The 13,311-nt window shown below is 41.7% G+C and carries 14 protein-coding genes; 4 read left to right on the forward strand and 10 right to left on the reverse strand.

Annotated features, from left to right (window positions below):
- Window positions 1-34 precede the first annotated feature (34 nt).
- The 4 genes from AAGA51_RS19490 to AAGA51_RS19505 are packed head-to-tail and all read right to left on the reverse strand — an operon-like array spanning window position 35 to window position 2,249.
- The gene (locus tag AAGA51_RS19490; protein WP_052404599.1) at window positions 35-592 is read right to left on the reverse strand and encodes a hypothetical protein; all 558 of its coding nucleotides are present in this window, start codon (window positions 590-592) and stop codon (window positions 35-37) included.
- A 17-nt stretch (window positions 593-609) separates the two neighbouring features.
- Window positions 610-1,287, reverse strand: a complete 678-nt coding sequence (locus tag AAGA51_RS19495; protein ID WP_042485899.1) for a C39 family peptidase — start codon at window positions 1,285-1,287, stop codon at window positions 610-612.
- A 1-nt stretch (window position 1,288) separates the two neighbouring features.
- Complete coding sequence (locus AAGA51_RS19500; protein WP_042485895.1) at window positions 1,289-1,615, reverse strand: hypothetical protein; 327 nt, start codon at window positions 1,613-1,615, stop codon at window positions 1,289-1,291.
- A 25-nt stretch (window positions 1,616-1,640) separates the two neighbouring features.
- Entirely contained in the window at window positions 1,641-2,249 is a 609-nt protein-coding gene (locus AAGA51_RS19505) for a hypothetical protein (protein ID WP_052404598.1), read from the reverse strand.
- 487 nt (window positions 2,250-2,736) lie between these two features.
- On the opposite strand from AAGA51_RS19505, the gene AAGA51_RS19510 reads away from it, so the two are divergent.
- Entirely contained in the window at window positions 2,737-3,357 is a 621-nt protein-coding gene (locus tag AAGA51_RS19510; protein WP_042485891.1) for a response regulator transcription factor, read from the forward strand.
- A gap of 74 nt (window positions 3,358-3,431) precedes the next feature.
- Here the strand turns inward: AAGA51_RS19510 and AAGA51_RS19515 are convergent, their stop codons facing one another.
- The 5 genes from AAGA51_RS19515 to AAGA51_RS19535 form a co-directional block, all read right to left on the reverse strand.
- The gene (locus tag AAGA51_RS19515) at window positions 3,432-3,902 is read right to left on the reverse strand and encodes a YhcH/YjgK/YiaL family protein (RefSeq protein ID WP_052404597.1); all 471 of its coding nucleotides are present in this window, start codon (window positions 3,900-3,902) and stop codon (window positions 3,432-3,434) included.
- A 22-nt stretch (window positions 3,903-3,924) separates the two neighbouring features.
- A complete protein-coding gene (locus tag AAGA51_RS19520; protein WP_042485888.1) occupies window positions 3,925-5,802 on the reverse strand; it encodes a TRAP transporter permease in 1,878 nt (625 codons plus the stop codon).
- 62 nt (window positions 5,803-5,864) lie between these two features.
- Window positions 5,865-6,866 (reverse strand): TAXI family TRAP transporter solute-binding subunit, encoded by a 1,002-nt coding sequence (locus AAGA51_RS19525; RefSeq protein ID WP_052404596.1) that lies wholly within the window; start codon window positions 6,864-6,866, stop codon window positions 5,865-5,867.
- 38 nt (window positions 6,867-6,904) lie between these two features.
- Window positions 6,905-7,780 carry a dihydrodipicolinate synthase family protein gene (locus AAGA51_RS19530; RefSeq protein ID WP_042485884.1) on the reverse strand — a complete coding sequence of 292 codons (876 nt, stop codon included), beginning with the start codon at window positions 7,778-7,780 and terminating at the stop codon, window positions 6,905-6,907.
- A 9-nt stretch (window positions 7,781-7,789) separates the two neighbouring features.
- Window positions 7,790-8,926 (reverse strand): iron-containing alcohol dehydrogenase, encoded by a 1,137-nt coding sequence (locus tag AAGA51_RS19535; protein WP_042485882.1) that lies wholly within the window; start codon window positions 8,924-8,926, stop codon window positions 7,790-7,792.
- Window positions 8,927-9,126: 200 nt separating this feature from the next.
- On the opposite strand from AAGA51_RS19535, the gene AAGA51_RS19540 reads away from it, so the two are divergent.
- From AAGA51_RS19540 to AAGA51_RS19550, 3 genes are read left to right on the forward strand one after another with little or no spacing between them, the layout of a single operon-like run.
- Window positions 9,127-10,425 (forward strand): four-carbon acid sugar kinase family protein, encoded by a 1,299-nt coding sequence (locus AAGA51_RS19540; RefSeq protein WP_042485879.1) that lies wholly within the window; start codon window positions 9,127-9,129, stop codon window positions 10,423-10,425.
- Window positions 10,422-11,408, forward strand: coding sequence for a 4-hydroxythreonine-4-phosphate dehydrogenase PdxA (gene pdxA / locus AAGA51_RS19545; RefSeq protein WP_042485876.1), 987 nt, complete (start codon window positions 10,422-10,424; stop codon window positions 11,406-11,408). Before AAGA51_RS19540 ends, pdxA begins: the two co-directional genes overlap by 4 nt.
- Entirely contained in the window at window positions 11,405-12,160 is a 756-nt protein-coding gene (locus AAGA51_RS19550) for a DeoR/GlpR family DNA-binding transcription regulator (RefSeq protein ID WP_042485873.1), read from the forward strand. The genes pdxA and AAGA51_RS19550 overlap by 4 nt, the downstream gene beginning before the upstream one ends.
- A gap of 62 nt (window positions 12,161-12,222) precedes the next feature.
- Here AAGA51_RS19550 and AAGA51_RS19555 read toward each other — a convergent pair whose 3' ends face one another.
- The gene (locus tag AAGA51_RS19555; protein WP_174435418.1) at window positions 12,223-13,224 is read right to left on the reverse strand and encodes an HAD family hydrolase; all 1,002 of its coding nucleotides are present in this window, start codon (window positions 13,222-13,224) and stop codon (window positions 12,223-12,225) included.
- Between the last annotated feature and the right edge of the window lie 87 nt (window positions 13,225-13,311).

A 13,311-nucleotide genomic window follows, 5' to 3' on the forward strand; every position in this document is an offset into this window, starting at 1 on the left:
ATCCTTTCTACCTAAGTAGAAAGGATATGAGGTTTTAATAGAAGCGAGCCATGACGGCTTCTTCAAGCTGTTTTGCTACTCGAACTTGCTGCAAAGCGGAACCGACTTGTGCGTCGACATCAACAATCGTGCTCAAACCAATCACACTGTTATCCAGCGTATTTTGAACAATATTAGTGATGGAAGAAGCACTGACAACTTCAGGACGGTATGAGGAAGAGATCTCATCCACAGAAATATTATTTCCACCACCATTCTGAATGACATTGACTAGCCCTACCTCTTGCTGGTTTTGCTCACTACTACTCACCGCAAGATTTTTCAAATTCCCATTCTGTATCACTAAATTGGCAATTCTCGAATTGAGCATCACATTCCCATCTATTGCTGTCTTAATGCTCAAACCAATATTCACAATATAGTCATTCTGAAATTTAAACCCACCTCGATAACTGGCTAGTTGCTGGTCATCCAGAGGATTCACATTGCTCACGATTAACAGTGCGTTAGCGTTAGTATTTGGGTTCGCCACCACCTCTCCTACCGGAATATTTAAAGCTATCATGACTCCAAATAGGTAACGATATTTCATACATCCCTCCATAGCGTTCAATACTGCCCTACGTTCGGTCGAAGAATACCGAGATTTCCGGAACTGTCTCTCATGATACCTTGCTGAATGGGAGACGTTGCGTACACAGAGAAATCGTTATCCGTAACAAACGTGGTTCTTCCAACTTCAGCGCGGTTACGAATAAGTAAAACAATTCCCTGATAGTGTTCTGCAAATCTTTCGTACTTCATTTTCATGGTCCCTCTCGAAGGATCGCCAAGGATGACGAATCCATCGTTCATTCCTTTAATCACGACAAAATGTAGATAACCATCGAAGTCAACCAGAGTAATCCCTGGTACACCAAGCTCTCGAATCTTGTCTAAATTGAGTTTAAAACCGTCTGATTTAAGACCAACAGATTCCAAGTACTTTTTCATATCAAGCAATGAAAAACCCTGCTGTTCAATGAGTTCTTTATCGCCGCTATCAAACATTTTTTGGAAAATATCTTGTTCTTCAGAAGGCATATCGTAATGAAAGGAAAGTAAGGATGCCAAAGCAGCCGAACCACAACTGAAATCGTATTTTTGGCGTAATACATTACCAAATACAACTTCACTGTAGCTCTTTACTGGCACAGAATATTGGCCACGACTAGGCAGTATATTTAATGAGTATGACGGTGCTGATACGAAAAGCACCGCCACGATTAAAAAACGATAAACGTTCATGTTATTTGAGTGTCAGGTTTACGACCGTTGAGTTTTGTATCAGCACGTTGTTACCACTATTCTGAATAACGCTGTTAATACCGGAACTATTGGCTAATGCGCCTGATGACATAATATTGTTGCCTGTCACAGAGTCATTCACCGTGTTACCTGCATTGACACCATTGAGTTCAGACGATGCCGTTATACTCTCAATGTCGATGTAATATTGACCACCTCGTGAACTCTCCATGACTTCTGTAGACAGTTCTTGTTCAGTCAAATTAATATCATCGGCACTAGCGGATAGCGAAGCCATCGCACTCAAGGCGATTATTGCTAAGCGCATCGCTTTCTCCTGCTTAGATATTAAATTAATCCGTAAACAATGATGCGTTAGTAGTCACCGCTTGTTGTGTCAAAGAGTTTGCACCAGAGTTTTGAGACACAGTGACAATACCCGCTGCACCGCTCATACCATCTAATGAGTTCATATTGTTAACACTGACACCCGCACTTACAAAACCACCGCCATAGCTGACGCCGACACCAGATACATTGCCGCTGAGAGAGGCATTCGCCACCACAACTTCAGAGTCAATACTCAACTCATAACTTTGCGAGCTGCTGTTATCTGTCCAACTTGCTGAGTTTGAAGAGTTACCGCTGTTATTCACGCTGTTGTCGGTGTTGTTGCTGAGCAGATCGACATCTGTATCATTATCATTGCTGGTTAGCGTGTTGGTTTCTGTATCATTGTTGCTCAATAGGTCAACGTCCGTACTGCTGTTGTTGCTGTTTGTATCGTTGAAGCTATTGTTATCACTCAGATCAGTATTGGTTGTTGTTGTCGTTGTGTCACTCGCATCAACATACGTTGTGTTATTACTCAACACATCATTATTGTCTACTAATGCCCAAGCAGAACCACTAGCCATTAATGAACTGACAGCGATAGCGATACCTGTTTTACATATATTCATAATATCCACTCCATGTGAATTAAGTGTATTAATTACTGCTTAAGATGCCGATTGGCAAATTCATTATAGGTAGTATTCCCAATATGGAATTAAGTGAAAAATAATAATCATCAATAAAAAGATAATTAACCAAACGTACAGCAAATAAACTCAATTCAAATCAAACCATTACAAACAATGATTTAACAAGTAGTATGGAAGTATGTTTTTAAAAAATATTTAAACAGACTAAAAAGATACTTTTTAATAACTAATCAATCACAAAAAAAACCAAAATAACCTTAAAAGCTTGATTACAACAATTTCAAGCATTTATTTAATATAACTTTATAAGTAAAAAAATATAAAATAGTACTAAAGTTTATTTATGATCGTCTTTTTAATTATTATCTCCTAAAAATTAGCCAATTGTTCAACTCATTGCTAACCTATTAATCAAACCAAATAAGTAATTATTACCCATACGAACCAACCACTAGGTTTTTCTATGAACATCAAAAACTTGTTGATAATTTCAGAGAACGCCTTACAAAATAATTTAATAAAAAATCAATTAAACAAAATTGAGAATATTAAAATTGAGACAAGTGAAGTATCCGAATTATCGAAGCAGAACAATATCGATTTAGTCATCATTGACTTCAATGCATGCAAAGAACTTGAACAGTCAGAACAACTGCCTGATTTTGATGTACTTAATTTAGGTGTGCTGGTTTTCAATGTTCCCGAACACAAACAAAATGATATGTGTATACGCTGGAAATCGCTCAAAGGGCTACTGCTAGAAGAAGCAAAAATAGAGCACTTACCAGAAAGCGTTGAATGCATTTTAAACGGAGGATTATGGCTTCCTCGCGACTGTTTAGAAAGAATGATCAATATATACCGCATTCCAGGCTGCTCAAGCCATCAATGCTTAGAGCAACTCACTAACAGGGAAAGGCAGATACTGAATTTGATGTCTAGCGGCAGCTCTAACTGTGAAATCGCCAAAACACTATTTCTTGCTGAAAGCACAGTAAAAACGCATATCTATAAGATTTACAAAAAGCTAGATGTGCATAAGCGGAGAGATGCTGTGAAACTGATGAAGCTGGTACGGGCTTAGACATCAACCGCTTAAGAACGAAATGCAAAAAAGGGAGTGACGACTCCCTTTTGGACAAGGTTGTGTCGATGGATTTAACTGTTCAACAGCTGTTTGGGAATTTTAAACACCACTTTCTTAACCGCTTGTTGACCTAGCTCGCTGCATAATGCTTGATGAGGCTCATGGGTCAAAAATATCGCGAAATCCCCTTCTCTCAGTTCCACTTGATTGCTCATACCCGTTGGGTCAACCAAATAGACATCAGGCTTTGGATTTGCGACTGTTCGATAAGCTTCGTTACTGTGATCAAAATAAATAGTTTCACAGCCTTTAATTACCAGTTGTAAATCTACAAATTGCTGATGGAACTCAGCAGGGCGATGATCTTTAAAGTCGGTAGTAAAAGCCTTTACCAAATACGTAATACCAGAGTCTTCCAGTGAATAAAGCCCCTCTTCCATTTCGCTAAATCTTTCGACAGATAAGTTGTGATTTTGAATTAAGGTTTGAATAACAGCAGGGACACCACTGTTATTCAAATTGTCAAAGTTACCAAAAATCATATGTGCTATACCTTCTTTAAAATCAGTTTATTACTGCCGAATCAGACTTTGCTGCCTGTTTCGCTGTGTAAAAACACCAACCAACAATCAGAATGTTCACTGCAAACATCGCCATCCATAGAGGCGTACCTGATTTCTCGATAATCAGACAGACACTTGCAGCCAAAAACACAATTCTTTCAATGATAGACAAATCTTTCTTCAACCAACCCTGCAAGAACACTGACCATGAGAATGTTGCCAACATCATCCCAGCGCAAGCCAGCATAATCTCAAATGCCGTACCTTGCCAAAGTACCGCTGGATCACTAACAAAGCTAAAAGGCACAAGGAAAATCACTAGTGCATACGAGAACGCAACTAAACCTGTTTTTGTAGAATCACTTTTGGCTAACGCGGCAGCTGCGTAAGAGCAAAGTGCTACGGGTGGTGTCACCATTGACAATACACAGTAGTACATTACAAACATGTTTGCGGCTAATGTGCTAACGCCCATATCTGCAAGCGCAGGAACAAAGATGATTGAACCAATGATATAAGCAGCAACTGTTGGTAAGCCCATACCCATGATGATACAACCCACGATGACCATCACTAATGATAGGTAAAGGTTGTTTGCACCTACCGCGGTTAGTAACGCTACGAACTTAAACGCAAGGTTTGACTGAGTGGCAATCACCATGATGATACCGACCGACGCCAAAGGTACTGATACCCAAGCCATCTGTTTTGCGATATCTAACACTAAGTCGTATAAGTTCTTCAGCGGATAACGTGTATTCTTCCTTGCAAAAGGCACTAATAAAGAGACCACAGATCCAACGAAAGCTGCGAATGGAGCTGAATAACCTGCAATCAAGAATCCGACTAGCAACACTGGTGAAGCTAATAGATGTAGACGTGGCTTGATAGGCTCGATTTTTAGATCTTCTGCGTTGATATTGCCCACGCCAGTTTTACGTGCACGCAAATCAATCATAATGAACAATGCAAAATAGAATGCCAGTGCGGGAATTAGGCCTGCTGCTGCAATCTCGGTATAAGGTACACCTAACATGTCCGCCATTACGAATGCCGCAACACCCATAATTGGTGGCATTAGCTGCCCACCGGTTGATGCAATAGCTTCTGTCGCTGCAGCTTGCTCTTTGCTGTAACCAGATCGATGCATGATTGGAATAGTAAGTACGCCTGTTGACGTCGTATTAGCAACCGCCGAGCCACTCACCATGCCAAATAGCGCCGAACCTAACAGCGACATTTTAGCGGCACCACCAGTCAGTTTGGCAGTTGCAAGCATTGCGATATCAATGAAGATACTACCGCCACCTGTCAGAGTAAAAATACAGCCGAACATAACAAAGAAGAATACGAAGTTCACTGCTGTACTTGCTGTAACCCCAAACAAACCGTCTGTTTTCATTGTGATGATTTCAGAAAGTTCAGTCAGAGTGAATCCTGGGAACTCTGTCCAACTTGGGAAATAAGGTCCAAACCAAGCATAGAAAACAAAAATCAATATTACGCTGAGTAATGAAAAACCAACCGAGCGTCTTACACCTTCAAACACTAAGCCCATTGCGAGTAAGAAAGCGACTTTGTCTTTCATAAACACATCGTCAATCATTTCTAAACGGGTTTGCAGGCGTTCCATCTCAGTAATAAAGTGCCAACATAAGTACAACGCAGCTGCAATAAGAACGATATCTAGAACGAATGCACCAAGCTTAGCTTTGCCCCATTCTAGAGGTTTAAAACAGAACACTAGCGACGTAGCTAAAAACACATGCACTGTCGCTGCATATAGCGGTGGATCAGGGTAGAAAAATTGCTTCAGTAAAAAGAAAAGATATAGGAACGAAATCAGTACTTTTAATGAAGGGATAACTTTGACATTCATACAACACTCCTTGTCTCCCACCTATCTGTACTAGATAGATGGGAGTTCATCGCGACAGCGACTTATTTCAACCAGCCTCTTTCTGCGTAGTATTTTTGCGCACCTGGGTGTAAAGGAAGAGTACTTTGCATTGCCGTTTTCTCTGGATTCCATACACGTAATGGTGCGTGAGCAGCTTTAATCGCTTCTTGACCTTCAACTAACGCTTTAGTCACTCTATATACCGTTTCGTCATCCACATCTTTACTAGTTGTGAATACTGAAGCACTAACAGGGTTGATGTAGTCTTCAGTTTGACCTTTGTAAGTGCCATTTTTCATCACACCAGTTGGAAGGCCTACGTCAGACAGAGCGTTAAGAACTGCCGTCGGAAATGGGATATATACAACATCTGTTGTCAGTGTCATTTCAGTAACTGATGGATGGTTAGCTGGCACGTTCTCAATAAATACGTCGATAGTTTTATCACGAAGCATCTGTGACATTTGACCGCCACCAATTTGAATCAGTTTGCCTGAATCACGCATTTTTTTAAGGTCACTACCTAGTGCTTTAAACATGAAGTCAGCAATGATTGGCACCTGAGAACCAGTTGGTGAAGTAGCAATGACAACATCGTCCGCCGCCATGATTTTTTCTAGAGTATCGTTACCTGTTTTTTCAACCCACTCCTTACGAGCAGCAACCATGGTGTACGCTTCTTGCAAACCATTAAGCATACTGCGTAAGTTTTCATTTTTTCGGCCTTTATAAATGTCAGTAAGACCGTCTTTCGCCCAAGCTGAAGCGTTCGATGTTGCAAAACCAAAATCTGCTTTATGGTTATTCACAGCAACTGGGTTTGTCATACCGCCTCCACGAGGGATTAGGTCAACGGTATAAGCACCATCTGTATTTTCAGAGATAATTTTTGAGAAAGTTGTTCCATAGGTGTACCAGCCACCGCCCGGTTCTTCTGCAATAACCTTAACTGTTTTCGCGTAGGTAGCGCCTGATACTAGTAAAGTACCCAGTACCATTGCTTTGGCAGCGTTGTTCAATAATCGTGAGGATAATATCGACATTATTAACTCCTAGATCCTTCTGTTTCACGTGGTTGTTATTATGGATTTACAATTGCTTTTATTTGTTCTACTTCAGATTCTGAGAACAAAACCGGATATCGACTTTGTCCGACAGAGTTCCCCATCAGATTTAGTGCCTGCTTAACGACAGCAGGTCCGAATCCAATAGAAAATAGGTGTTGGCGAAGATAGTTAATACGATCTTGCGCTTTTTGAGCGGCTGACAAGTCATCCGCTTGGAAACCTTTGTATACCGCAGATACAAGCTCCGGTACTAAGTTGGCTAGTCCAGAAATACACCCCACACAACCTAGCTGATAGCCAGTTAAAATGAGCGAGTCTGGCCCAGTCAAAACATCGAAGCTGTCGGCTTCTTGGCTCACTCTCAAAAATCCTTGTAAGCTTTCTAGTGAGCCCGCACTGTCTTTAATACCGTATATATTCGGGTGCTTTGCTAACTCAGCAGCGACTTCAGGCGTGATCGTATTACCTGTACGAGCGGGAATGTTATAGAGATAAACAGGAACAGGAACTGCATCAGCGACTTGTTGGTAATAACGTACTAACTCATTTGCTCGCAATGCTGAAAACCAAGGTGTAATAACAGATACCGCTTTAATTCCCATTGCGGCAACGTCTTTACCGTGAGCAATAGTTTGCGCCAAATGTGTCTCGCCGATATGTGTAACGACTAAATCGCTGCTCTTAGCTTCATCCAGACATATTTCGGTTACTCGACGCTTTTCTTCATCACTCAAGACAAAGAACTCACCATTGGTTCCGTTACAGAACACTTTGTTTCCGTTTGATATTTGGCGACGAACTTGAAATCTTAGTGCTTCTTCATCTAGCGATCCTTGAGCGTCAAATGGCGTAACAATCGCAACATGTGGACCTGTAATTGGGGTTGTCATAGCTTGTCCTTAATCTGTAATACTTTGATAAAGTTCCAACACATCTTGCTGTGAAACTTTTACCGGAGAATGGTTGAGTAATCGTGTTACTTGCATCGCACTTTCTGCCAGCTCAGGAAGCTGATGTTTCTCAATACCAATTGCATTTAAACGCGTCGGTAAGCCGAGCTTCATTACTAGCAGCTCAAGATATTTAACCAGTTCAGCTGCCATGGCAGATTCTGATAGTGAGTGGTCAGCAGCAGGAAGTAAGCGATAAACATTGGCTAATTTTTCTTCACAGTGGCTGTAGATATGCTTCATTACTGGTACAAGCAGTAATGAGTTCGCTAAACCATGTGGGATTTTATATTTGCCACCCAACGGATAAGAGAGCGCATGCACCAAGTGCGTTCCAGAGTGAGAGATTGAAGCGCCACCGTAGTACGAAGCCCACAGTAGGTTTAAACGCACCATTAAGTCATGTGGTTTCTCAATCACTTGCTCAATGTTTGAGAAGAATTTCTGCATACCAATCAAGGCATAATTATCCCCAACAGGATTCGCAACACTTGCTGTATAACATTCGATGAGATGGCAAAGTGCGTCAATTCCAGTAGAAGCCGTAATATGCGGCGGCATTGATGTCGTCAATTCTGGGGCTAAAACTACGTAGTCCGGCAACATCACAGGGGAAATAATGCCAACTTTAGTGGCTTTTTCTGGAAGCGCGATAATTGAGTTCGGTGTTGCTTCAGCGCCTGTCCCTGCGGTTGTTGGAACAAGAACAAGAGGAATTCTTGCAGCAGGCTTTTCACCTTCTAATAGACGATTGAAATTATCTAAGTAATCAGTGTTTGAAGCGTAAAGTACTGAGATGAGTTTTGATATATCCAATACACTTCCGCCACCAATCCCGACAACGACGCCAACCTCAGCCGGTAACTTATCAATCAAGTTTTCCACATCATGGTTGGTTGGCTCTGCAGGCAAATCGCTGATTAGCGTATATTGATAACCTTGCTTTTCCAGTGATGAAACAAGTGACTGAACCTTATCGAGCTTGATGACATTGCTATCAGTCATAATCAATAAGTGCTGCTCATTAGACAAAACTTGGTACATCTGTTCGATGCCGCCACTAATCACTGTTGTAAAGATGTTCATTCCTTTCCCCTACTTTGATTGATTAATTTCAATCATCATCGTCATTAAACAATCATATTTATACATAAAAGCCAGATTCAAATGCGGGATTTAGCTCACAAATAATCATAATGATTAAATTTAATCAAATATTGCTTTATTTTAATGATTTTTTGATTAGAATAACTGAAGTCGATAAATCTTGGAGTACAGATGTCGCTATGAAGGAAGGAATTAACATACCTCACTATATAGTCGCCGATGATTTTACAGGGGCAAACGATATAGGTGTCGCACTTGCGTCATCTCGTATTGTTACGCAGGTATTACTTACGGATGAGAGCAGTCATGACAACAACTCAAGTGTTGGTGTCATCTGTACCAATTCCCGAGATTTGGCAAGCAACGAAGCTAAAGATAAATTAGCCAACACGTCCATCAATCTTCAGCTTGCACAGAAACAACCTTTATTAATAAAGAAAGTTGACTCAACGCTACGTGGAAACATCGGAAGCGAAATTCAAGCGCTATTGGCAACAGGTTATGCACTATCGATTGTTGCGATTGCCGCTCCCTATGCGAAAAGAAAGACCGTTGGTGGGCTATGCTACGTCAACGATGTTCCACTGTCTGAAACAGAGTTTGCATCCGATCCTAAATCACCGATTCGCTCTTCAAGAATCAAAGATATCATTGAGCTTCAAACTAACGCTGCTACGGTCGAATATCTGCTAGCAGACGTCAATAGTGAGCAACATGCACAAAATTTTGCTCAACTTTATGATTCAGGTGCCAAAATTATCGTATGTGATGCGCAATCTCATACCGATCTCTTTGATCTCTACCATGCTGCAAGTCAACTCAATGTTCCTACGGTATTCGTGACTACCGGTGAGTTAACTTATTCACTTGTCGCTCAGGAATCTTCTCCTCTGACAGAGCTTAGACGTAACCCTGCACCAGTACTGGCCGTGATTGGTTCGATGAGTGAAATGACGTTAAAGCAGTCTCAATATTTGCTTGATAACAAAGACGCCGAAGTCATCGACCTAGATCTTGAGAAACTGCTATCACCTGATTGGACAAGCTATCTTGAGACAAAGTCTGACCAAGCCATTGAAGTATTAAAGCAAGGTTCGAACTGTGTGGTTCGCAGCTGCAAGAATGCCGAACTGAGACATGAGTTAAAAGCCATTGCTGAGCAACATGGACTTAGCCAAAAACAGCTTGCAGAACATGTTCGTGAATGCCTTGCCTCCTTTGCTTCTCAAATTATCAGAACATCGAACGCATATATCGGTGGAATGATTCTATGTGGTGGCGATATTGCTATCGCAACCGCTCAACACTTAGGAGCTTCCTCTTATCAGATAGGAGGCAGAGTTGCAGGTTGTGTCCCTTGGGGAACATTGAACAGCACTTTCACTCCGTTCCCTATTTTTACGAAAGCTGGTGGCTTTGGCGAACCCGCTACTTTTTCCCAAGTTATTCAACAATTACATAAAGAGGTCAGACAATGAAAGGTGTCATTGGTATCACAATGGGCGATCCTGCAGGGATAGGGCCTGAAATCATTCTTAAAGCACTCGAAACAGATTCTCTGTCCGGAACCAATTGCGTTGTGATTGGCAGTGCAGAAATTCTTCAAATGGTGATCGATAAAAAATTGGCTAAGCCACAAAAAATCAACATCATCAACAAAGTTAGCGAAGCTCAGTTTGAATCAGGAATCGTGAACGTTCTTGATACGCCTTTAGCGGATCTAGACAATTTTGAGTTCGGTAAAGTACAAGCGCAAGCGGGTGATCTTGCATACCGCTGTATAGAAACGGCGACTGCGCTGGCATTAAAAGGCGAAATTAGTGCTATTGCAACTGCTCCATTGAACAAAGAAGCGCTGCATTTGGCGGGGCATCACTACCCTGGTCATACTGAGTTACTAGCAAAACTTACTGACACCAAAGATTACGCTATGGTTCTTTACACGGACACTCTGCGTGTAATCCACGTTACGACTCACATCGCATTACTTAAATTTTTACAGACACTCAATAAAACTCGAGTAAATACTGTTATTAAAATCGCCGACGAGTTCATGAAAAAAGCAGGTTTTGCTAAACCAAAAATTGCTGTTGCAGGCGTGAACCCACATGCTGGCGAAAATGGTCTATTTGGCCATGAAGAGATCGAAACTTTAAACCCTTGTATCGAAACCATGAAGCAAGAAGGTTTGGATGTTTATGGCCCTTGTCCGCCAGATACCGTGTTCTTACAGGCCTCTCAAGGTCAGTACGATATCGTTGTCGCTATGTACCACGACCAAGGTCACATCCCGTTGAAATTGATGGGCTTTTACGATGGTGTTAACATCACGGCCGGGTTACCGTTTTTCCGTACCTCGGCAGACCATGGCACTGCGTTTGACATTGCATGGTTAGGTAAGGCGAACCCAGAAAGTATGGTTAAATCCGTCGAGTTGGCGGTCAAATTGAGCAATGTATGAAAAATCACCGCGTTGAGCAGATAATTGAATACCTTAAACACCATAACTTGGTGACAGTCGATGACTTAGTGAAAGTTGTGGCGGCATCTCCCGCCACTATTCGCCGCGACTTGATCAAACTTGATGAACAAGGTGTCATCACTCGAACTCATGGCGGTGTTTCATTAAACCGATTCGTAGCGAATCAGCCAACCACCAATGAAAAAATGCTGCGCAGTATGCGTGAAAAACAAAACATTGCAGAAACGGCAGCAGCATTAGTTCAGGCTGGAGACTCAGTGGTACTCGATGCGGGTACAACCTCAATGGCACTGGTTAAGCACCTTATTCATTTACCGATCAGAGTGATTACGGTTGACCTGCATATTGCGCTGTTCTTGTCTGAATTTAAGCAGATTGAAGTCATTGTTACAGGCGGTACTGTCGACCACAGCAGCCAATCCACCATTGGCGAGCACGGAAGACAATTGTTACGCTCAATCAACCCAGACATCGCATTTTTAACCTGCAATAGCTGGAGTTTAGAAAAAGGCGTAACTACACCGACAGACGAAAAAGCAGCGTTAAAGCGCGACATTATTCTTAACGCCAACAAGAAAGTCCTGATTGCGGACAGCTCGAAATACGGTGCTTATTCTCTGTATAAGGCATGTGATTTGGTTGATACCACCCAAATAATCACAGACATCAACCTCGATGACGAAATTCAATCAAAGATTCGTTCAAAAAATATCGAGTTAATCACCGTATAAAAAAAGCCGCAATCTTTTAAATTGCGGCTTCTTTCAGAACATGTTGCTCTTAACGATTGCGGTTAATTTGGATAGATAGTTTTCCACTCTTTTGCCATGTCCACCACAGTCCAACCTTTCGCTTTTGCTTCATCTAGGCCTTTGTCTAAACGACCGATGTGGGATTCGCGATCGTATTTGTATTCGCGTTTCTCGTCCGTGTGATGAATGTACATAGGGAAACGTAAGCCTTTACCTGCGTAAGTCCATTGCAGCATCGCCAAATCACCGTCTGAGTTACCAAACGCAGCAATAGGACGACGACCAATACGCTCGTAAATTTCCAGAGCTTTCATCTCTTTATCGTCGTTCACCAAGATTTCAGGTAAACGTTTGATCTCTGGTACGCCGTTATTCATAACAAACTCAGTTTTAAAGGTTGTGCCTACCACTTGCTCTGGCGGAATATCGTATACAGACTCAACCCACGCTCGCATAAATCCAGTACCACCGCCCGAAACAATGAATGTTTTGAAATCGTTTGCGCGTAAGTAATCAAGCAGTTCCAACATTGGTTGGAATACCATCTCAGTGTATTTCTTACCCGTAACTGGGTGCTTCGCCGTCGCAATCCACTCTTTCGCAATCGCATCAAATTCGTCACTGTTCATGCCAGTGTGAGTGACATACAACACCTTCATCAAATCTTCTGTATGCAGGTTCTTCAAATCACCTTTCAGTACACTGGCAAACGGTTCTTCAGTCTGCCAATTAGGGTGCGAAGGGGCTAATGCTTTAACTCGATCAAGCGCAAACTGGATCTGGAAATACATAGGTTGCTCAGACCACAAAGTTCCATCGTTATCAAACGTGGCAATGCGTTCAGCAACTGGCACAAAGTCTGGAGAGTCCGCATTCGTTACTGACTGAACAAACTTAATGATCGCTGTTTTTGAAGGACCAGAGTTCCATGACGGAAGAGGGTCTTCAGCAGCCCAAGCAAAGTTTAGAGAAGCTAAGCTAAACAAAATTGCTAAGGCATATTTTTTTAAATGAGCCAACTTCACGACGTTCTCCTTGTTCATAATTATTCTTTACTAGCTACTAGTACTTACACGACCAACAAATAACAACATAGCACCAAAAGACACGATACATATACAACCAATTGC

Origin of the sequence: Vibrio diazotrophicus (assembly GCF_038452265.1) — a bacterium.
Classification (GTDB): Bacteria; Pseudomonadota; Gammaproteobacteria; order Enterobacterales; family Vibrionaceae; genus Vibrio; species Vibrio diazotrophicus.

Coding starts and splice junctions, on each gene's coding strand:
- AAGA51_RS19550 (WP_042485873.1), top strand. CDS start 11,405: ATGAAAAATCACCGCGTTGAGCAGATAATTGAATACCTTAAACACCAT.
- AAGA51_RS19505 (WP_052404598.1), bottom strand. CDS start 2,249: ATGAATATATGTAAAACAGGTATCGCTATCGCTGTCAGTTCATTAATG.
- AAGA51_RS19540 (WP_042485879.1), top strand. CDS start 9,127: ATGAAGGAAGGAATTAACATACCTCACTATATAGTCGCCGATGATTTT.
- AAGA51_RS19530 (WP_042485884.1), bottom strand. CDS start 7,780: ATGACAACCCCAATTACAGGTCCACATGTTGCGATTGTTACGCCATTT.
- AAGA51_RS19490 (WP_052404599.1), bottom strand. CDS start 592: ATGAAATATCGTTACCTATTTGGAGTCATGATAGCTTTAAATATTCCG.
- pdxA (WP_042485876.1), top strand. CDS start 10,422: ATGAAAGGTGTCATTGGTATCACAATGGGCGATCCTGCAGGGATAGGG.
- AAGA51_RS19500 (WP_042485895.1), bottom strand. CDS start 1,615: ATGCGCTTAGCAATAATCGCCTTGAGTGCGATGGCTTCGCTATCCGCT.
- AAGA51_RS19510 (WP_042485891.1), top strand. CDS start 2,737: ATGAACATCAAAAACTTGTTGATAATTTCAGAGAACGCCTTACAAAAT.
- AAGA51_RS19525 (WP_052404596.1), bottom strand. CDS start 6,866: ATGTCGATATTATCCTCACGATTATTGAACAACGCTGCCAAAGCAATG.
- AAGA51_RS19535 (WP_042485882.1), bottom strand. CDS start 8,926: ATGAACATCTTTACAACAGTGATTAGTGGCGGCATCGAACAGATGTAC.
- AAGA51_RS19520 (WP_042485888.1), bottom strand. CDS start 5,802: ATGAATGTCAAAGTTATCCCTTCATTAAAAGTACTGATTTCGTTCCTA.
- AAGA51_RS19515 (WP_052404597.1), bottom strand. CDS start 3,902: ATGATTTTTGGTAACTTTGACAATTTGAATAACAGTGGTGTCCCTGCT.
- AAGA51_RS19495 (WP_042485899.1), bottom strand. CDS start 1,287: ATGAACGTTTATCGTTTTTTAATCGTGGCGGTGCTTTTCGTATCAGCA.
- AAGA51_RS19555 (WP_174435418.1), bottom strand. CDS start 13,224: ATGAACAAGGAGAACGTCGTGAAGTTGGCTCATTTAAAAAAATATGCC.